The organism is Erythrobacter crassostreae (assembly GCF_019204045.1).
In the GTDB taxonomy this organism is placed as follows: Bacteria; Pseudomonadota; Alphaproteobacteria; order Sphingomonadales; family Sphingomonadaceae; genus Erythrobacter; species Erythrobacter crassostreae.
The window spans coordinates 1,365,349-1,385,053 of the sequence record NZ_JAGSPC010000001.1 but is presented as its reverse complement, the minus strand read 5'-3'; the positions used below and the strand labels follow the sequence as shown (position 1 = coordinate 1,385,053).

At 57.6% G+C, this 19,705-nt stretch carries 20 protein-coding genes; 11 read left to right on the top strand and 9 right to left on the bottom strand.

Annotated elements, in window-relative coordinates; all coding sequences use genetic code 11:
* Positions 1-49: 49 nt before the first annotated feature.
* From KCG46_RS06735 to KCG46_RS06725, 3 genes are all read right to left on the bottom strand, one after another.
* Complete coding sequence (locus KCG46_RS06735; RefSeq protein WP_218404509.1) at positions 50-784, bottom strand: SPOR domain-containing protein; 735 nt, start codon at positions 782-784, stop codon at positions 50-52.
* Between the two features lie 54 nt (positions 785-838).
* Positions 839-2,587 (bottom strand): arginine--tRNA ligase, encoded by a 1,749-nt coding sequence (gene argS / locus KCG46_RS06730; protein ID WP_218404508.1) that lies wholly within the window; start codon positions 2,585-2,587, stop codon positions 839-841.
* A gap of 129 nt (positions 2,588-2,716) precedes the next feature.
* The gene (locus KCG46_RS06725; RefSeq protein WP_218404507.1) at positions 2,717-3,367 is read right to left on the bottom strand and encodes a hypothetical protein; all 651 of its coding nucleotides are present in this window, start codon (positions 3,365-3,367) and stop codon (positions 2,717-2,719) included.
* Between the two features lie 105 nt (positions 3,368-3,472).
* Here KCG46_RS06725 and ispH point away from each other — a divergent pair, with 105 nt between their 5' ends.
* From ispH to rnhA, 3 genes are read left to right on the top strand one after another with little or no spacing between them, the layout of a single operon-like run.
* Positions 3,473-4,447: a 4-hydroxy-3-methylbut-2-enyl diphosphate reductase gene (ispH, locus tag KCG46_RS06720; protein WP_218404506.1), complete on the top strand. Its 975-nt coding sequence runs from the start codon at positions 3,473-3,475 to the stop codon at positions 4,445-4,447.
* Positions 4,448-4,465: 18 nt separating this feature from the next.
* Positions 4,466-5,434, top strand: coding sequence for a homoserine kinase (locus tag KCG46_RS06715; RefSeq protein ID WP_218404505.1), 969 nt, complete (start codon positions 4,466-4,468; stop codon positions 5,432-5,434).
* A 28-nt stretch (positions 5,435-5,462) separates the two neighbouring features.
* Entirely contained in the window at positions 5,463-5,918 is a 456-nt protein-coding gene (gene rnhA / locus KCG46_RS06710; protein ID WP_218404504.1) for a ribonuclease HI, read from the top strand.
* A 57-nt stretch (positions 5,919-5,975) separates the two neighbouring features.
* Here rnhA and KCG46_RS06705 read toward each other — a convergent pair whose 3' ends face one another.
* The 3 genes from KCG46_RS06705 to KCG46_RS06695 form a co-directional block, all read right to left on the bottom strand.
* On the bottom strand, positions 5,976-6,152 hold the full coding sequence (locus KCG46_RS06705) for a YegP family protein (protein WP_218404503.1): 177 nt from the start codon (positions 6,150-6,152) through the stop codon (positions 5,976-5,978).
* An 82-nt stretch (positions 6,153-6,234) separates the two neighbouring features.
* Positions 6,235-7,341 carry an NAD(P)/FAD-dependent oxidoreductase gene (locus KCG46_RS06700; RefSeq protein WP_218404502.1) on the bottom strand — a complete coding sequence of 369 codons (1,107 nt, stop codon included), beginning with the start codon at positions 7,339-7,341 and terminating at the stop codon, positions 6,235-6,237.
* Between the two features lie 6 nt (positions 7,342-7,347).
* Positions 7,348-8,337 (bottom strand): alpha/beta hydrolase, encoded by a 990-nt coding sequence (locus KCG46_RS06695; protein WP_369410174.1) that lies wholly within the window; start codon positions 8,335-8,337, stop codon positions 7,348-7,350.
* Positions 8,338-8,449: 112 nt separating this feature from the next.
* Between KCG46_RS06695 and KCG46_RS06690 the strand changes: the two genes are divergently transcribed.
* From KCG46_RS06690 to KCG46_RS06660, 7 genes are all read left to right on the top strand, one after another.
* Entirely contained in the window at positions 8,450-8,932 is a 483-nt protein-coding gene (locus tag KCG46_RS06690) for an A24 family peptidase (RefSeq protein ID WP_218404501.1), read from the top strand.
* Positions 8,933-9,020: 88 nt separating this feature from the next.
* Entirely contained in the window at positions 9,021-10,112 is a 1,092-nt protein-coding gene (cpaB, locus tag KCG46_RS06685) for a Flp pilus assembly protein CpaB (protein ID WP_218404500.1), read from the top strand.
* A gap of 80 nt (positions 10,113-10,192) precedes the next feature.
* Entirely contained in the window at positions 10,193-11,806 is a 1,614-nt protein-coding gene (locus KCG46_RS06680) for a type II and III secretion system protein family protein (protein WP_218404499.1), read from the top strand.
* An 18-nt stretch (positions 11,807-11,824) separates the two neighbouring features.
* Entirely contained in the window at positions 11,825-12,472 is a 648-nt protein-coding gene (locus tag KCG46_RS06675) for a CpaD family pilus assembly protein (RefSeq protein WP_218404498.1), read from the top strand.
* 3 nt (positions 12,473-12,475) lie between these two features.
* Positions 12,476-13,759 carry a pilus assembly protein CpaE gene (locus tag KCG46_RS06670; RefSeq protein WP_218404497.1) on the top strand — a complete coding sequence of 428 codons (1,284 nt, stop codon included), beginning with the start codon at positions 12,476-12,478 and terminating at the stop codon, positions 13,757-13,759.
* A gap of 130 nt (positions 13,760-13,889) precedes the next feature.
* Positions 13,890-14,861, top strand: a complete 972-nt coding sequence (locus KCG46_RS06665) for a type II secretion system F family protein (protein WP_218404496.1) — start codon at positions 13,890-13,892, stop codon at positions 14,859-14,861.
* 18 nt (positions 14,862-14,879) lie between these two features.
* Positions 14,880-15,881, top strand: a complete 1,002-nt coding sequence (locus KCG46_RS06660; protein WP_218404495.1) for a type II secretion system F family protein — start codon at positions 14,880-14,882, stop codon at positions 15,879-15,881.
* A gap of 91 nt (positions 15,882-15,972) precedes the next feature.
* Here KCG46_RS06660 and KCG46_RS06655 read toward each other — a convergent pair whose 3' ends face one another.
* Entirely contained in the window at positions 15,973-16,467 is a 495-nt protein-coding gene (locus tag KCG46_RS06655) for a MarR family winged helix-turn-helix transcriptional regulator (RefSeq protein WP_218404494.1), read from the bottom strand.
* Between the two features lie 48 nt (positions 16,468-16,515).
* Positions 16,516-17,388, bottom strand: a complete 873-nt coding sequence (locus tag KCG46_RS06650) for a crotonase/enoyl-CoA hydratase family protein (RefSeq protein WP_218404493.1) — start codon at positions 17,386-17,388, stop codon at positions 16,516-16,518.
* Between the two features lie 130 nt (positions 17,389-17,518).
* Between KCG46_RS06650 and KCG46_RS06645 the strand changes: the two genes are divergently transcribed.
* Positions 17,519-18,517 carry a hypothetical protein gene (locus KCG46_RS06645; RefSeq protein WP_218404492.1) on the top strand — a complete coding sequence of 333 codons (999 nt, stop codon included), beginning with the start codon at positions 17,519-17,521 and terminating at the stop codon, positions 18,515-18,517.
* A gap of 52 nt (positions 18,518-18,569) precedes the next feature.
* Here KCG46_RS06645 and KCG46_RS06640 read toward each other — a convergent pair whose 3' ends face one another.
* Entirely contained in the window at positions 18,570-19,700 is a 1,131-nt protein-coding gene (locus KCG46_RS06640) for an acyl-CoA dehydrogenase family protein (RefSeq protein WP_218404491.1), read from the bottom strand.
* Between the last annotated feature and the right edge of the window lie 5 nt (positions 19,701-19,705).

Below are 19,705 nucleotides of genomic sequence, written 5' to 3'. Positions count from 1 at the left end.
CCCATGGGGACGACAGGTTGTGTTTTGCAGCCGCATTGGGCCGCAAACCTCACGATTTTACGGCGCAGTCCAGTCCATCAGCTTTGATCGCCCGGCATAGCGCATCGGCGGCTGCGCGGTCGCTTGCTACTGCCTGAAGCCGGTAGACGGTGCCGCTATCCACGACACCTTCGACGACGCGGTACCGCACACCCGAAAGCGCATCTGTCTGGCGAACCAGCTGAGACCATCCCTGCTCGGCGCGCGCGCGTGAACTGTAAGCCGCGAGTTGAACGCCGACGCCGGATGTGGACGAACCGGAGGCCGAACCGGCTCCGTCGCCTGAAGACGCCGCAGCAGCGTTAGAACCACTGGACGCTGCACCGCCATTGGCGGCGTCGCCGTTTGCGGAATCACCACCGGCATTGGCATTGCCGCTACCGATCTGGCTTTCTCGGGTCTGACCTTCGCCAACTGCCGGTGCAACATTGCCTGTCCCAGCGAATTCTTTGCCTTGGGGATCGTCAGGACGCTCTTTGATCGGTCCTTCAGGAGCTTCTATCGTGCTGCCATCGGCAATCGGCGCATCATCACGTGCGCTGTTCGAAATCAGATAGATTGCGCCCACAATGCCTAATAAGAGCGCAATGAGCACCGCGCCAAAGCCGATGATCTGCGCCATATCGAGGCCGCCTTCATCGTCTTCTTCGTCAGCTTCAAGCCATGGGAGACTGTCGGATTCCGACAGATCAAGCTCATCGCCCGCGTCTGCGGTGCCTTCAGCTTCACCAAATTCAGGTTCCATAACCACGGATCATCACCCCTTACATCCAACCACGCACGCACCGCGTTAGGCTGGTTACATAGACTCGACTGCCTCAACCCCTAGCACAGCGAGGCCATTTTTGATCACTTGCCCGATTGATTGCGCAAGGAAAAGCCGCGCCTGCGACAAACCCTTGTCCTGTTCCACGATGAACCGCTTTTGCGGATTATCGTTACCCAGGTTCCAGAATGCGTGCAGATCGGCAGCCAGATCGTAAAGATAGAACGCGACGCGGTGCGCCTCTCTGGCTTTTGTCGCGGCTTCGATAATGCGCGGAAACTGCGCCGCATTGCGGATAAGCGCGATTTCCTCATCGCCAAGCTGCGCAAGGGCATCGCCTGAGGGCGCAAATCCGGCCTCGGCCGCTTTACGCAAAGTCGAACGGATCCGGGCATGCGCATATTGCACATAGAACACCGGATTGTCCTTCGAAGCCTCGACCACTTTGGCGAAGTCGAACTCCATTTGCGCTTCGGGTTTGCGGGTCAGCATGGTGAAACGCACCACATCCTTGCCCACTTCTTCAATCATATCGGCGATCGTGATGAAATTGCCCGAACGTTTGGACATTTTGATCGGCTCACCGTCCCGCATCAGCGCAACCATTTGAACCAGCTTCACATCGAACGGCATCGGTTTGCCCTGCCCCTCGGACAGAGCGGCGACGGCGGCCTTGATCCGTTTTACTGTGCCAGCATGGTCCGCGCCCCAAATGTCGATCAATTCGTCGGCATTGGCGGCTTTCTGCATGTGATAGGCGAGATCGGCCCCGAAATACGTCCACGCGCCGTTCGATTTCTTGATCGGGCGATCCTGATCATCGCCGAATTTGGTTGAGCGGAACAGCGGCAGCTCAACCGGCTCCCAATCCTCTGGAGGTGCCTTGCCCTTTGGCGCTTCGAGCACGCCGTCATAAACGAAATCATGTTCGCGCAGCCACGCTTCGGCTTCGTCAGGCTTGCCCGCCAAATGCAGCGCGGCTTCTGAAGAAAACAAATCGTGATGGATGCCCAGCAGCGCCAAATCTGATTTGATGATTTCCATCATTCGAGCAACGGCTTCAGCGCGGAAGACTGGAAGCCATTCGGCTTCGTCTTGGGCAGCGTGCTTATCGCCAAATTCCTGCGCAAGCGAAGCGCCAACAGGCTTCAGATAGTCGCCGGGATAGAGCCCTTCGGGGATCGTGCCGATATCTTCGCCCAACGCCTCGCGGTACCGCAGATGCGCAGAGCGGGCGAGCACATCAACCTGACCGCCAGCATCGTTGATGTAATATTCGCGAATAACGTTGTGACCGGCAAATTCGAGCAGGCTTGCAAGCGCATCGCCAACCACCGCGCCGCGGCAGTGCCCCATATGCATGGGTCCTGTCGGATTGGCTGAGACATACTCGACATTGACCGTGCGGCCAGAACCCATCGTAGAACGGCCATAGTCGCCGCCCATCCGGCCAATTGCGGTCAATTCATCAAGCCACGCCGCAGGATCAAGCCGCAAGTTGATGAAACCTGGCCCGGCGATTTCCGCGCTTGTGATCGAATCAACGGCTTCGAGTTTCGCCGTGATCTGTTCAGCCAGCGCACGCGGGTTCGTTTTGGCTTGTTTCGCCAATACCATCGCGGCGTTGGTCGCAAGATCGCCATGCGAAGGATCGCGCGGCGGCTCAACCGTCACATTGGCAAAGCTGGCATCGGCAGGCAGCACGCCCTCACTCGCAAGCTGCGAAAGTGCGGTTTCAACGATGGCCGCGTAAGCAGCATAAAGAGTGGTGTTAGTTGTCATTGTCTTTGTTTTCCGCACGCCATCCGGCGCGCGATTTCCTCGCTCATGCGATCAAAGATCGCGTCGCTGCGGACGGGCGGTCGCCCTTGCGGCACTACGCGCCGTTTGGACTGCCAGCCCGAAAGCGGATTACCTCGTAGCGTTGTAAGCTAGTTGATCTTCGGTTAGCTGAAAACCCACCAGCATTTCAAAGCGGGTGCGCGCGATTGCGGCCTTCACTTCGGGATCGGTCAGCGGATCAAGCGCCGCATCTACATCGCCGGCGCGCCTCTTCCGAGTGATCTTCTCACGAATATCCTCCGGCAATGTCGCGGCACTGCGATCGACAAACGATCCGGCTTTGCCGGTGCCGCTGGCGCGTTCTTGTCCATCAGCGAAGTTGATTGTGACTTCGCCAACACGCTTGGTCACAACGGCGCTGCCGCCGCGCAAAACGGTTACGAAAAATGGCAGCGTTACTGACCGCGCACCGCGCACATCGGTCCGGCGGGCAAGCACATCGAACGTCGCCTCACTGTACACCTTCGCGCCCGTGTCATTGCAGGTTGAACGCAGGTTGGTCATTGATGCCGTCATGTCGAGATTGCCGAGCGTCACATCGCCCCCTGTGCGGAAAGCCGTCACATCGCCGGTATAGTCAGGGATGCCGACCGCAGGACAAGAGCTGAGCACGGCGGTAACGCCGACGCCCTGATCCACCACCAGTTCACCTTCACTGGCACACCCTGCCAAGCCTACAGCAAGTGCAGCGACAGAAAGAACACGGGTGCGAAAAGCCATGAAATACACGTCCTCGAATTATCGATCCAATGTGCTGCAAAACATTCTTCGCAGCTGTTGCACTCGCCCTAGCGGCGCGCGCAGCAAAGCGCTAGAGGGTGGGATATGAACGCGCCCTTTAACAAATCAGACGCTCAAACAGAGCGCACGCCACTCAACCTCCTGATCGCGGCTCCTCGCGGCTTTTGCGCAGGGGTCGATCGTGCCATCGAAATCGTCGAGAAATCGCTCGATCGATACGGTGCGCCGGTCTATGTTCGCCATGAAATCGTCCACAACAAATATGTTGTCGAAGGGCTGAAAGCCAAAGGCGCGATTTTTGTCGAGGAACTGGACGAGGTTCCCGAAGACGCGCCGGTTGTATTCAGCGCGCATGGCGTGCCCAAATCGGTTCCTGCCGAGGCGGAGCGCCGCAACATGATATATCTCGACGCGACATGCCCGCTCGTGTCCAAAGTTCACCGTCAGGCAGAGCGCCAGATCGAGAAAAAGCGTCACATCATTTTCGTCGGCCATGAAGGCCATCCCGAAGTGATCGGCACTATGGGTCAGGTTGAGCCGGGCCAGATGACGCTGGTTGAGAACATTGAAGACGTCGACAAGCTTCCCTTTGATAGCGACACGCCGCTCGCCTATCTCACGCAAACCACGCTGTCGGTGGATGACACCGCAGAAGTGATCGCGGCGCTGGAATGGCGTTTCCCCAATATCAAAGGGCCGAAAGCAGAAGACATTTGCTACGCGACTTCCAATCGTCAGGCTGCGGTAAAAGACCTCGCGCCAGATTGCGATCTGGTGCTCGTGATCGGCGCGCCGAATTCGTCCAATTCGCTTCGCCTTGTCGAGGTTTCCGAAAGACTCGGCACCCCAGCCAAGTTGATCCAGCGTGCGGATGAGATTGACGCTGCATGGCTCGAAGGCGTGAAGACTCTTGGCCTGACCGCAGGGGCCTCCGCTCCCGAAGTGCTCGTGCGCGAAGTGGTCGATGCGATTGGCGAACTGCGCGATGTGAAAGAGCAAACCATTACAGCGGCGACCGAAAAAATGGTCTTCAAGCTGCCTCGTGAGCTCACCGAGTAATACGGCTCGCGCACAGGCATGGCTGTCTACACCCATCTTGGCGCTGAAGAGCTTGCGGAGCTGATCGCGCATTATGACGTCGGCGAACTGGTCTCTGCGAAGGGAATTGCAGAAGGCATTTCGAATTCAAACTGGCTGATCGAAACCACGGGCCCTAACGGCAAAGGCGCGCGCTACATCCTGACGATGTATGAACGTCGGATCGAATTGGCCGATCTGCCCTATTTCCTCGGCCTGCTTGATCATTTGTCGGCCAAAGACTGCCCCGTTCCGCGTACAATCCATGACCGAGCGGGCGACGCGTTCCGGATGGAACACGGCAAGGCTGTTGCCTTGATCGAGTTTCTTCCCGGGGTTTCTCCGACCCAGCCAACGCCTGAGCAGGCCAGCGCGATTGGCGAGGTTTTGGCGCGGCTACATCTTGCGAGCGGTGATTTTGGGCTGGTTCGCGCAAACACGATGGGCTTTGCCGACAATCTTCGGGTGCTCCAGGCTTGTGGAGAAACCGGTCTAGCCTCAATCAATCCCGCCCTGCCTGCGATGTTGGAACCTGCCCGCAAAGCGGCAGAGCTTGACCTTGGCAGCCTGCCCCAAGCCAACATCCACGCGGATCTGTTTCCGGACAATGTGCTGATGCTTGGCAGCAAAGTGACTGGCCTGATTGATTTCTACTTCGCATGCACCGGGGCAATGGCGCTTGATCTCGCAACGACACATGCGGCGTGGAGCTTCGATGATCGCGGCCGATACCGCGCCGATGTGGGCAGCGCGATCATCGCCGGATATGAGAGTGTACGTCCTCTCGAAACAAACGAGCGCGCGCTGCTTCCCGGAATCGCAAAAGGCACCGCGCTTCGCTTTGTTGCGAGCCGCGCAGAAGACTGGCTCGACACACCCGATGATGCATTGGTGACACGCAAGGACCCAATGCAATTCGTCTCTCGTTGGCACTATTATGATGATTACGGTGCCCAGCTATTTGCGTGATTCCACGTATCGCGGCATGGAGCGAGCCATGAAGAAAGTCGAAATTTTCACAGATGGCGCCTGCAAGGGCAATCCAGGCCCCGGCGGCTGGGGTGCTCTGCTACGCATGGGCAAGCACGAAAAAGAACTGTCAGGCGGTGAGGACGATACGACCAACAACCGCATGGAAATGACAGCGGTGATCAAAGGCCTCGGCGCACTGATCGAACCGTGTCAGGTCGATATCTATTCCGACAGCAAATATGTGATCGACGGCATCACCAAATGGGTCGATGGCTGGCAGCGCAAAGGCTGGGTCACAGCCAGCAAAAAACCCGTCCGCAACGAAGATCTCTGGCACGAGCTAATCGCAGCTGTGGCCCGTCACGAAGTGGACTGGCACTGGGTCAAAGGCCATTCGGGCCACGCGGAAAACGAGCGTGTCGACAAGCTGGCCAGCGATGCAGCCGAAGAAATCGCGGCGGCCGAACCGGACGCTGAATAGAAACGGGCGCGCCCCGCAAAGGGCACGCCCGCTAAGGACCAAAGGTCCATCACTGCCTTAGCAGTTGTCTTCAACCGGAGCGCCCGGGCTGTTTTTCTTGATCGAATCGATCGCGTTCTGTGCAGATGCTTTGCTCGAATACCCTTGCGTCGAGAACATCACTTCAGAATTATAGCTAAAGCGAACACGAAACGCTTCGGCTTTGTCTTTGTAGATTTCGAACTTGTGAGCCATCGTTAATCTCCCGTGATTGGTGTTTGGGCTTTGGCCAGTTTGTTACATATCGGCTGGCGCTTGGCTAGAGTTTCGCCGGGTCTCAAGATGTAAAAAATCGAGACGGGTCGTAGGGAGCGCGATCAATCCCGCTGGTCAGCCCGTCCGGTTTGCTACCGAGAATGATCTGAGCACCCAGCCGCGCAGCCGCCGGTGCGGTTTGGATACCAAAACCGCCCTGCCCCGCAAACCAGATGAAGCCATCAACTTGCGGATCGGCTCCGTAAACCGGCAGCCGGTCAGGCGAGAAGCTTCTAAGGCCAGCCCAGCGGTGCTCGACCGCCTCTATGTGCCAGTTTGTCACTTTCTGGAACCGGTCGATAACCAGCGCGACGTCAATCTCCTCAGGCGCGGCATCACAAGGCTGTGTCGGAATTTCGTCATGCGGGCTAAGCCAAAGACGGCCACCATCAGATTTGAAATAGAAATCGCCGTTGATATCGAGCACCAGCGGCAGATCATCTGGTGCCTCGGGCGAAACCCGCAATTGTGCCACCGTCCGGCGATAGGGAGTAATCCCGATTGGTTTGGCACCGGCGAGCTGCGCGAGGTTATCCGCCCAAGCTCCAGCCGCGTTCACGATGTTGGCAGCGCGGAATTCCTGTCCGCTTTCGGTCTGGATAGTCCAGACACCGTCAGTCCTGCTGAAAGAGCCGGCACGCGCACGGCATACCAGATCTGCGCATTCAACCTTTAGCTGTTTAAGGTAATGCTGGTGCAGCCCTGCCACATCGATATCTGCGCAGGCAGGCTCCCAAATCGCATCGCACCATTCATCGCGGATCGCAGGCACGCGCTCTTTCAGGCCGCCGCTGTCCAGCCGCTCGATCGTGACACCCGTGCCGTTGAAGGTCTCAACGAAATCATCCATTTGAGCGCGGTCTTGTGCGCGTCCGACATACAGCGCGCCGCGCTGCCTTAGGAAACCGTTCTCTTGCAGATAGCGCCCCGATGCGAGCGTCAGGGGAACAACGCCGGGCCCTCCGTAGCATTCCTCCCAGAACGCAGCGGACCGGCCTGTTGAATGGTATCCCGGCACATCTTCGGCTTCGAGCACCAGTACTTTCGCAAAAGGAGCAAGTTCGGCGGCAAGGCTTGCACCCGCCATCCCTGCGCCAACAATCGCGAAATCGTAGACGGTGCCAGTCATGTGGTATCAGTGGGCTTTGGCCGGAGCATGGGACGCAAGAAAATCGGCGATCCTCTGCATGATTGGATCACGCACCGCATCAACTTCGCGCAGCACTTCATGCGCCGCTTCTTTGCCAAGTTCCATCAGCTCGCCATTGGGCAGGCGCTGCGCCGCGCGAACATTGGATTCGTGACTGACGAGTTTGTCCGAAGAAGTGGAGATTATCAGCACCGGCGTTTGCACGCTTTCAAGCGCGCCCTCCTCTTCAAGCTCCCGCCACGAAGCATAAGCGCGCTCTACCCAGTGCCAACTTGCCGGCCCCATCACGAGTTCGGGGCGTTTGTCGCGCCACCAGCCTTCGTCTTCGTAACGGTCATTGTCATGGGTGAGCAAGGTCGCGCGGCCCAGCGGCAGCTCGCCCGGCTTCTCGCTCCATTTCCATGCCTGCCGCTTTGGATCACCCACCCGGGTCATCATCTTTGCCACGCCGTGAAGCACTGACAGCGGCAAAGGCGGGCCTGACATGCCCAGCATCGGAGCGCTCAAGAACACAGCATCAGGATCAACGCGTTTCTCGACCAAAGCGCGCAGTACGACCTGACCACCCATCGAATGCGCGGCGAGCACGTGCGGGCCCGGCGTTTTTGCCACCCAATCGGCCCACAGCGCGGCAAGATCTTCAACCCAGACATTGAAGTCAGAGATATGTCCGGTAACCGCATCACCGCCCAAGCGGCCGCTGCCAGCCTGCCCGCGCCAATCTGCTCCGGTTACGCGCCAACCGGCACGGTGCCACTCTTCGAGCGATTCAAGATATTTCTCATAGGCATCGCCCCGTCCGGGCAGAAACAGGATTGATCCGCGCGGTTTCTCCGCTGCGCCCGGCCAATCGATCCGGCGCACTGCGTGGCCATCCGGCGCATGCCAGATTGTTTCGGTGGCCATTGGCGGAATGGCCCGGCGATTAATCACGTCGCCGGATGCTTGTTTGGTTGAGGACTGTGCTTCACTCACTTGGATAATTTCACGCCTCAAGGTTTGGTTACTATTTGGTAAGCACTCACCTGTAGCAACACCCTCAATCGGTCCATCCGGACAATCCGGCGGGCCACCTTTGGGGGCATTCATGCTTACGATGTACGTTCATTACGGTCTGCTGATTGCCTTGGCAATCGCGCTGCTCTTTGCCGCGTTCACAGATATCCGCAGCCGTCAGATCAGCAACAAGCTGAATCTGGCAATCGCGGTATTTGCGCCAGCTTTCTGGTGGAGCAGCGGTCTTGCCCTGTGGCCGGACATTGCGATGCAAGTCGGCGTTGCCGCTGCAGCTTTTGCAGTTCTGGCCGGAATGTTCGCGCTGAATATGATGGGCGGCGGCGATGTAAAGCTGCTGACCGCGCTCGCGCTCTGGATTGAACCAAGCGCATTTCTTCAACTGCTTGTCATCATGGCAATCGCAGGCGGCGTCCTGACCATCGTCATGGGCGCCTGGCATTTCCTTCAGCAACAAAAAGAACGCCTCGCCATTCCATACGGCGTGGCCATCGCATTTGGCGGTCTTTGGGTGCTGGTCGTCAATTACATGCCGGACACGGCAAGCATCGCGTGAACCTGATTTTAACCAATCAGGTCGTATGCAGTTAAACCATACCCGCCCAACAACCGTTTTGGGGCATTAATTAGGGGGCTAAGAAGCCATGGATAGGAAGAAACTGGTTCTGCTGCTTGGAGCACTGATCATCGCGGTCGGTACTGCCTTTGCTGCGCGGAGCATGTTCGCAGAAGGCGCTGCGCCAGAGGTCCTCGCGGCCCCTGTGCCAGAAGGCCCGAAAGTTCTGGTCGCCAATCGCGGTCTACCCGCGGGCACGATTATCACAGCCGACGCGCTGGGATATCAGCAATGGCCAGAAGAACTCGTTCAGGACGCCTACTTCATTGAAGGCGAATCCGATGTGAACCAGTTGATCGGTACTGTTGTCCGTCTTCCTGTTACCGCTGGTGAGCCTGTGACCCAAGGGTCGCTGGTTAGCCCTGGCGATCGCGGCTTCCTTGCTGCGGCTTTGGGCGCTGGCATGCGCGCTGTGACAGTTCCAGTGTCCGCCCGTACCGGCGTTGCCGGCTTTGTATTCCCGGGTGACCGCGTTGACCTGCTGCTTACGCAGAAATACGAAAACAAAGTCACTGACGTAGATTTTGAAGGCGCGGAAACCATTCTTCGCAACCTCCGCGTTCTCGCCACTGACCAGTCGACTGAGACTGTTACTAATGAAGAAGGCAAGACAGTTGTTCGCGCTTTCCGCACGGTAACGCTCGAAGTTACTCCGAAGCTGGCCGAGAAGATCGCGGTTGCGCAAACGATGGGCACCTTGAGCCTGGTTCTGCGTTCGCTTGCGGACAATCAGGCCGAGCTTGATCGCGCAATCGCAAACGGTGACATCAAAATCCCAGAGGGCGCATCGCCTGAAGAGGAAGAGCGTCTCCTTCGTGCTGCGGTAACGCGTCCAGTTGATGGCAAGCAGACCTACCAGACTGCTTTCGACGTATCGAAATTCCGCCGTCAGGAAGAGGCCAAAGCCAAAGCACAATTGCAGGCAATGAAGCCAACTCCTCCTGCCATTGGCGTTTCGTCTTCGGCTAGCGGTGCACCCGTTCGCAGCGGCCCAACGGTCCGCGTGACACGCGGCAAAGCCACTAGCGAAGTGCCCGTAAGCACGGCTCGCGGCGCGAACAACAGCTCGCTTCGCCGGTCTAGCTCGAATGGCGGTCCAACGCCGCAACTCGTGCGCTGAGGGGACAACACATGTTTCTCAAAACACAAAGCTCGAAATCCGTCTTGACGGATAAACGGAAACCCATGGGGGGCCGCAAAATGAAGCGCCAACTTACTGCCAAACTGCTGCTTGCGAGTATCGCCGCAGCGCCGCTTGCAGCGGTGCCAGTGGCCACCGCCACAGCCCAGCAGGTCGTCAAACCATCGCAGGAAATTGTCCTGTCGATCGGTAAAGGCGAGCTCGTAACCATACCTGGTTCAATGGCCGATGTATTTGTCGCCAATGAAAACGTCGCAGACGTTCAGGTCAAATCACAGCGTCAACTGTACGTGTTCGGCAAAGCTGGCGGTGAAACAACCATCTATGCCAGCAACGCTCGCGGTGATGTCGTATTTGCTGCCAATATCCGTGTCGGCAACAATATCGGCAGCATCGATCAGATGATGGCTCTTGCTATGCCGGATGCCAGCATCAACGTGGCGACCATGGGCAGCAACACAGTTCTGCTTACCGGTACAGTCGGTGCGCCTGAAGACGCCGCCGAAGCGCAGCGGCTTGTCGAAGCATTCCTTGGTGAAGATGCCAATGTCATCACCCGTCTGAAGACAGCAACCCCGCTGCAGGTTAACCTGCAAGTGAAGTTTGCCGAAGTCAGCCGCAGCCTCGTCCGTGAGATCGGTGGCAATCTGTCCACTTACGATTTCTCGACCGGCGGTTTCCGCGGTGCAGTCGGTACAGGGCGCGCACTCGGCAACGGTGAGTTTCGTCTTGATGGACCGCTAGCGGTCGGCAACGGCGTACAAAACCCAGGCCTTATCGTGGGCGTTGATCCGGTAACCGGTGAAAACATCACGATCCAGGGCCCCGGCGTCAATTCAGCCGGCAACACGACACTCGGCGGATTGGGTCGTCTCTTCGGCCTCGATGTACTGGGTGCGCTTGATCTGTCCGAACGTCTTGGTCTTATCACCACTCTGTCGCAGCCAAATCTGACTGCGCTTTCTGGTGAGACAGCCACGTTCCTCGCTGGCGGCGAATTCCCGATCCCGATTAGTCAGGGTCTGGGCAATGTCGCTATCGAATATCGCGATTTCGGCGTTAGCCTTGCTTACACACCAACCGTTCTTTCGAATGGCCGGATTTCTCTGCGGGTTCGCCCGGAAGTTTCCGAGCTTTCGACGCAGGGTTCGGTCACGCTCAACGGTTTCCAAGTTCCTGCGCTTACAATTCGCCGGACTGAAACGACTGTGGAACTCGGCTCCGGCCAGAGCTTCATGATCGCTGGCCTGATGAGCAACAGCTCGCAGAATGCGCTGGATAAGGCCCCTGGCCTTGGCGATGTGCCAATCCTCGGCAACCTGTTCCGTTCACGCGATTATCGTCGCGGCGAAACCGAACTGGTTATTGTTGTCACGCCGTTCCTGGTGAAGCCGGTCAATGCCAGCGACATCAAGCTGCCGACCGACGGATACCGTTCGTCAACTGAGCTTCAGCAGTTGCTGTTGAACAAAGAGCATGACGGTGTTTCGGGTGAAACCCGTCCGGGACCACGCGCTGCCGATGAGGAAGCACCGCTTCCTGATGTGAGCAATGCTGATCCGGCGGCGATTGTCCCGACCAATGCTCCGAAGAAACCGCGCAGCGCGGACAAGCAAAATCGCAAGAAGAAGGGCCGCACAGCAGATGCCGCGGCCCCCGGCTTCAGCCTCTAATCGAGAAAGGTGAGAACAATGCTCATTGCACAAAAAGGCAAACTCGCGGGGGCTCTCGCACTCTCGATCGGTCTGGTAACAGCAGGCTGCGGCGGTGTTGCGACAAACACTTCGCTTTACAGCACCAAACAAGCGGTGGTGGAACGCACGAACTTCACGTTCGACGTACAAACCAACGCGTCGGGCCTGCCAATTGGCGAGCAATCACGACTGAACGGCTGGTTTGAAGCGATGGACCTTCGCTATGGTGACCGTGTCACTATCGAAGATCCGGCGAACAGCACCGCTGTTTCAACCGCGGTCAACGATCTGGCGGGCCGTTATGGCATCATCGTCAGCAAGGTTGCACCGGCGACTTCGGGTTATCTCAATCCAGGTCAGGCCCGCGTGGTCATCACCCGATCGACCGCATCGGTCCCGGGTTGCCCAGATTGGTCGGCCAAGTCGGATACAAACTACATGAACGCCAGTAGCCCAGGCTACGGTTGCGGTGTGAACAGCAACCTGGCTGCCATGGTCGCCAATCCTGAAGACCTTCTCGAAGGCCAAAAAGGTTCAGGCGAACAAGTCATCGTGACCGGCACAAAAGCTATCGACACATATCGTGAAGCAACCCCCACCGGTGCCGGTGGCCTGCAGAACGCTCAAGGCGACGGAGGACAGTAAGTTATGAATGCTCCATGGAAATCAGGTCTACCTGGCAATCGCGACGCATTTGCGGCTTATATCTGTGACGATGCTGCTCTGGACGTGCTGCGTCCGGTGGTCATCGAAATGGGCTGGCAGCCAGAAAAGTGCAACAAAGGCGGCCTTCGCAACGCGATCCAGTCGCTGTCTGTCAGCGCTAGTCCGGCCATCCTTGTCGTTGATCTTTCGGAAAGCGGTGACCCGCTGAACGATATCAACGCTTTGGCCGAGGTTTGCGAGCCTGGCACCGTTGTGATCGCAATCGGTCAGGTGAACGATGTGCGCCTCTACCGCGACCTCGTCGCGAGCGGCATCCACGATTACCTGCTGAAACCGCTCAACGCACAGCAGCTGCACGATTCGCTGAATCAGGCGCTGGCCGTCTTCACATCCCCGAAAGCGGGCGATGGCGAGACAGTCAAACGTCACATTTCAACGGCAGTCGTGGGTACACGCGGCGGGGTTGGCGCTTCGACGCTGGCAACGTCACTCGCATGGCTGTTCAGCGGCGAGCACGATGCGCCCACAGCTCTGCTGGATCTCGACATTCACTTCGGCACAGGCGCGCTTGCGCTTGATCTGGAGCCGGGCCGCGGTCTGACAGACGCAATCGACAACCCCAGCCGGATTGACGGGCTGTTCATCGAACGCGCCATGACGCGCGCTCATGAAAAGCTCTCGATCCTCTCGGCAGAGGCTCCTATCAGCCAACCGCTGATGACCGATGGTTCTGCCTTTGTGCAGCTTGAAGAAGAGTTCCGCTCTGCCTTTGAGATGACGGTCATCGACATGCCGCGCAACATGCTGATCAACTTCCCGCATCTGCTCGCAGACGTGAACCTTGTGGTTCTGACCTGCGATCTGACGCTGGCATCGGCACGCGATACGATCCGTATCCTGTCATGGCTGAAAACGAACGCACCGCATGCGCATCCGATGATCGTATGCAACAAAGTGCAGCCGGGCGTGGCTGAAATCAGCAAGTCTGATTTCGAAGCCTCGATCGAGCGTAAGATTGACGTTGTCGTACCTTACGATGCGAAGGCAGCAGCCAATGCTGCCAAGCTGGGTCAGGTGTTCGTCGAAGCCAACAAATCGAGCAAGGCAACGGCTGCGATCAGCCAGCTTGCCGAGCGTATCACAGGCGCGAGCGAAGACGATTTGTCTTCAATCACCGAAGAGAAGAAGTCGCTGCTTGGCGGTTTCGATCTCAAATCGCTGCTCGCGAAAAAAGACAAAACGCCAGTGGAAGAGCCAGCTGAATAAGCCACTCTTCCCTCGCGGTCGGGCATTGCCACTACGGGCAAGTCCGACTGCGGCGGGCCGTTTCTGCGGCCCGAAAAGGCAATGCTGCGAACCGCGCAGCGCAACGTGTTGAACCAGGCGGGATGCTATAATGGACTTTACCCAAACCCTGCTCATTACTGTCGGCATTTTTGCCGTGATCGTCTTAGGCTATTCGGCCTTTAGCGGTCCGGCTGTCGGCTCTGCGCAAAAACGCCGGCTCGACGCATTGCGTTATCGCCATTCTGAAAATGCCGACACCAAAATGGAGTCGCAGCTGAAGAAAGCGATCGCCGCGCGTAAGCCAAAATCGCACCATGTCGCGGGTTCTGGCTCGCGGTTGGAAGCCTTGGCTGTTCGGCTCGACCGGACCGGCAAAGGTTGGACCATCACACAGTACGTTTACGCTTCTCTCGGGCTCGCTCTGGTTATTGCCATGGGCATCTTTATGCAAAGCGGTGCGATCCTGCTCTCTCTCGGAGTGGGTCTGGTGATCGGTGCCGGCCTACCGCACCTTGTTGTAGGCTTCTTCATCAACAAACGGACTGCCGGTTTTAATAACAAATTCCCTGATGGCATCGAACTGCTGGTGCGCGGTCTGCGTTCCGGTCTGCCAGTTACGGAAACTCTGGGCGTTGTTGCTCAAGAGGTTGATGGCCCTGTCGGGATCGAATTTAAAGGCATCGTGGAGCGCATCAAGATCGGTAAAACGATGGAAGACGCGCTGCAGGATACGGCTGACCGCCTCGGCATTCCGGAGTTCAACTTCTTCTGCATCACGCTTGCGATCCAGCGCGAAACCGGTGGTAACCTCGCTGAGACGCTGTCGAACCTCGCAGACGTGCTGCGCAAACGGTCTCAGATGAAGCTCAAGATTAAAGCGATGAGTTCGGAATCGAAAGCTTCTGCCTACATCGTTGGCTCCCTGCCCTTCATCGTGTTCGGCCTGATCTACATGATCAACCCGAGCTATATCGGCGGCTTCTTCTACGAAGACCGACTGATCATCGCCGGCCTTGGCGGGCTCGTCTGGATGAGCATCGGGGTCTTTATCATGGCCAAAATGGTCAACTTCGAAATCTAACGCGGGAAGGATAAAACAATGTTTGAACAACCCGCAGGACCAACGCTGCTCGGCTTCGATGTCGTCATCGTAGGCACCATATTGGCAGGCCTCGCCGCCTTTGCTGTGATCATGGCAATCTATGCCGCGGTCACGATCAAAGATCCGATGGCCAAGCGCGTTAAATCACTTGAGGCCCGCCGTGACGAGCTGAAAGCTGGCGTGATCACCGCCGGTACGAAAAAGCGCGCAAGCCTGGTGCGTAAAACCGACGGCACCGATAAAATGAAAGAGCGGCTCGACAGCATGAAAGTGCTGCAGGAGAGCCAGCTTGAAGTGATCCAGCAAAAGCTGGCCCACGCCGGTATCCGCAATAAAGAGCTGGCCGTGTACATCATTGGTGCACGTGCGGTGCTCCCCGTTGTGTTCGGCATTCTCGGCGCGCTTGTAATTTACTGGATCGATTTCTTCCCTGACTGGGGCCCGATCAAACGCCTCGGCGCGATGTCTGCGATCCTGTTCCTGTCCTACAAGGGCCCGGAAATCTTCCTGTCGAACAAGTCGTCCAAGCGGACATTGGAGATTCAAAAGGGTCTGCCGGATGCGCTCGACTTGCTCGTGATTTGTGCCGAAGCCGGCCTCACTGTCGACGCAGCGTTTAACCGTGTGGCGAAAGAATTGGGCCGGGCTTACCCTGAATTGGGTGACGAATTCGCGCTTACCGCGATTGAGCTGTCGTTCCTCAATGAGCGGCGTCAGGCATTCAACAACCTTGCCTACCGCGTCAATCTCGAAGCGGTCAAAGGCGTGGTAACCACCATGGTTCAAACGGAACGCTACGGTACTCCGCTGGCATCCGCGCTTCGTGTGCTGTCCGCTGAATTCCGTAACGAGCGTATGATGCGCGCCGAAGAAAAAGCCGCGCGTCTGCCGGCGATTATGACGGTTCCGCTCATTCTGTTTATTCTTCCTGTTCTCTTCATCGTGATCCTCGGCCCTGCGGCCTGCTCGATCTCCGATGCTCTGATCAACAAGGAATAAGAGTTACGAGTAAATCGAGGCACGATTACTCGCAAAAAACGAAGGGGTCGTTCAAGTTCGCTTGAGCGGCCCCTTTGCACATACGGAAAGATTAAACGGATAGTTCGCCAATTGCCGCAGCCCTCTGGCGCATCCGGCCAAGCAATTCGCGGAACTGCTGGCGTTCTTGCGGCGTAAAACCCTCGAACAGCTCGCTTTCGCTTGCAATGACGAGAGGCATGACCTCCCGATGGATGGCCCGCCCCTCTTCTGTGAGTTCGAGAAGGTGCGAACGGCCATCGCTTTCGTTGGGCACGCGTTCGATCAGGCCCCGTTCCTCAAGCACTTTACAGGCGCGGTTCACCGCTACCTTGTCCATCAACGTCGCCTGGGTGAGCGCTTGCTGCGTAGCAGAATCAGTGTCGCTATCGCCCAGCACCGCCATCACCCGCCATTCTGGCACTTTAAGGCCAAAGCGCCTGCGATAACGCTCGGACATCAGGTCGCTGACAGCGTTCGATGTGATCGAAAGCTGATACGGTAGAAACTCGGCGAGCCGCCAATCGGCCTGCGAATGCTCTGAATTGTCGTTTGCAGTCTTGCTCATCAGAATGGTTTCCCATGAAACCATCGCAATTTGCAAGCCCCCGCCGGGTCAGGAGTAGGGTCGTTCATCCCACCACGGATAAAAATCAGGCATGTCTTCGCTGACTTTTGCTGGATAAACAGGGTTCCGCTTTTCCAGGAAACTGGCGATACCCTCTTTCGCATCTTCGCCGCGCGATAGACGGTAGATTGCGCGGCTATCGATCTTGTGCGCCTCCATCGGGTGATCGGTGTTCATCAACCGCCACATCATCGCCCGGGTCATAGCGACCGATACAGCAGAAGTGTTGTCGGCAATTTCCCGGCCAATCTCGCGGGCCGCCTGCATCAAGCCGCCTTGCGTGTGAATCGAACGGATCAGGCCGCCGGACTTCGCCTCCTCCGCATCGAAAACACGGCCGGAATAGCACCATTCTAGCGCCTGGCTGATGCCGACAAGTCTGGGCAAAAACCAGCTGGATGCGGCCTCTGGCACGATACCGCGACGCGCAAATACAAAACCGTAACGTGCATTATCGCTTGCCAGCCGGATATCCATTGCCAGTTGCATCGTCGCGCCCACGCCGACTGCGACACCGTTGCATGCGGAGATCAGCGGCTTCTTGCTTTCAAACAATCGCAAAGTGAGCATTCCGCCGCCGTCCCGCACGCGCTCGTCCGAAAGATCGTCGACCTCGTTAGGATCTGAGAAAACGTGCCCTCCCCCTTCCGGTGTCAGATCAGCGCCCGCACAAAACGCCCGATCACCGCTGCCGGTAAAGATCACTGCCCGTACACCGTCATCTGCATCGATATCGTCCATCGCTGCCATAATCTCCGCGCCCATAGTCCGCGTGTAGGCGTTCATTTTTTCAGGACGGTTCAACGTGATGGTCGCAATGCCATCAGCTTTTTCGACAAGAATTTGCGTGTAGTCGGTCATATCAGTCTCTCCTTGAAACCGTGTCTGACACACTGGTTTGCGACAGAAAACCCCGCACTTCCGATTTGCGTCCGCCGTTTTGCACATCAGCGTGGCTGACACATCGCGAGCCAGTGGATAGGATGGGCTTATGATATCCCCTGCTGACATCGCTTCTAATCCCGACTGGATACCGCACCGCGTGGATTGGAACGCGCGGCAGGTAGAGTTTCTACAGATTCCAGGCAGTGAATTTACCAAGCCGGGCTTTCTGGCGGACTACCAAACACAGGACAAAGCCACAGCGAGCGTTGATGAAGTGATGGCAATGGAGGTCGAGTCCGGCCCTCTGCATTTCATTTTTCACACCGCGTTTTGCCGCTCGACCCTGCTCAGCAAAGCTCTGAATATTCCGAGCGTGTCCGTTGGAATGAGTGAGCCGGGTATCTTTGCGAACCTGTCCGGCGCGGGTGATCAGGCTGCTCCGCTGGTGCAACCGATCATGCGACTGCTGGCGCGCAAACGCAGCGATGCGCAGGCCGTGTTTGTGAAACCCACCAACCATTCCAACCGGCTGATCCCGCAATTGCTCCAGTCATGCGGGGATGCGCGGTCAATCCTGATGAGCAATCCGCTGGAAACCTTTCTGGAAAGCGTTGCGCGAAAGGGGATGCATGGCCGCAGATGGGCGCGAAACCTGCTGCTGGAAATGCAGAGTTATGCCGGAATGGATTTCGGGATGGACGAGCGCGAGCTGTTTTGCATGTCCGATATGCAGGCGGCGGGCCTCGCTTGGTTCCTGAACCAGAATTACTTCCACGCCCTCGCCAGCAGCGCATTTGGGCCGAGACTGCGAGTGCTGGACGGCGATATCTTCAACGCAGAACGCGCAGTGACGATCGGTTCGGTGCTGGAATTCGCAGGCGTAGAGCACGCAGACACGCACATCGCAGACGCAGTGAACGGGCCGGCATTTGCCACCCATTCCAAGCTCGGCGGCGGCTTCGATGGTAGCGAGCCCCAATCCAAAGCAGGACTGTCAGACACGCTGTCCGAAGAGATTGCTCAAGTCGCGCAATGGGTTGGTATGATCATCCAGCAGACAGGCCAGCCGCTGCCGCTCAAACAAACACTCTTCGCACCCCAATAGAAAAGGGCGGCTCCGCAGAACCGCCCCTCTCTAACATTATCAATTGCTCCGCTTATGAAAGCGCGATGTGCCGCTTCATATGGTGATCGACATTGCCAAACTCGGAATCAAAGATCGTCAGACGTTTGAAGTAGGCACCAATCGCAAGCTCATCGGTCATGCCCATGCCGCCGTGGATCTGGATCGCTTCCTGACCGATATGATGCGCCGCTTGACCGATCCGGGCCTTTGCCGCCGAAACGGCAAGCTGGCGCGTCCGTTCATCCGCATCGAGGCGCAATGTGGCGAGGTAAGTCAGCGAAACCGATTGCTCATACTCGGTGTACATGTCGACCATGCGGTGCTGGAGCACCTGAAACTTACCGATGGGCACGCCAAACTGCTTACGCTGGCGGGAGTATTCGACCGTCATCGTGTGGGCGACTTTCATCGCGCCGCAGGCTTCCGCACACTGCGCAGCAATCGCTTCATCCGTTACACGCTCGATCAGTGGCAGAGCGTTGCCCTCTTCACCGATTAGGGCCTCTGGGGAAACGGTGACGTTTTCGAAGTAAACCTCGGAAGCGTGGCGCCCGTCGATGGTCGGGTAATCACGAGTGACAACGCCGTCCGCCGATTTGTCGACCACGAACACCGAGATTCCCTGCTTGTCCGTCCGCTCGCCCGAAGTGCGCGCGGTTACGATCAGATGACTTGCCCATGGCGCGCCGATGACGACCGCTTTGTGCCCGTTCAGCACATAATCGCCGCCGTCTTTCTTAGCCGTGGTTTCGAGGTTGGCGTAGTCATACCGGCCGCGCGGTTCTGCATATGCGAATGCGAATATGCGGCTCCCATCAACGATCCCGCCAATGTGTTCTTCTTTCTGCGCTGCGGTACCTGCGTGTTTCAGAAAGCCGCCGGCGCAAACCACGGTCGGCACGAATGGCTCAACCACCAGGCCTTTGCCGAATTCTTCCATGACAACCATGGAATCGACAGCACCGCCGCCAAAACCGCCATCTTCCTCGCTGAAAGGCATGCCCAGAATGCCAAGCTCGGCAAGCTGCGCCCATACCTCGGGGCGCCATCCCGCTTCGCTGGCCACGACTCCGCGGCGCGTATCCCAGTCATAATTTTCGCGGACCATTCGGGTAAGGCCGTCGCGAACCATGTCTTGTTCTTCGGTGAAATTGAAATCCACGTATG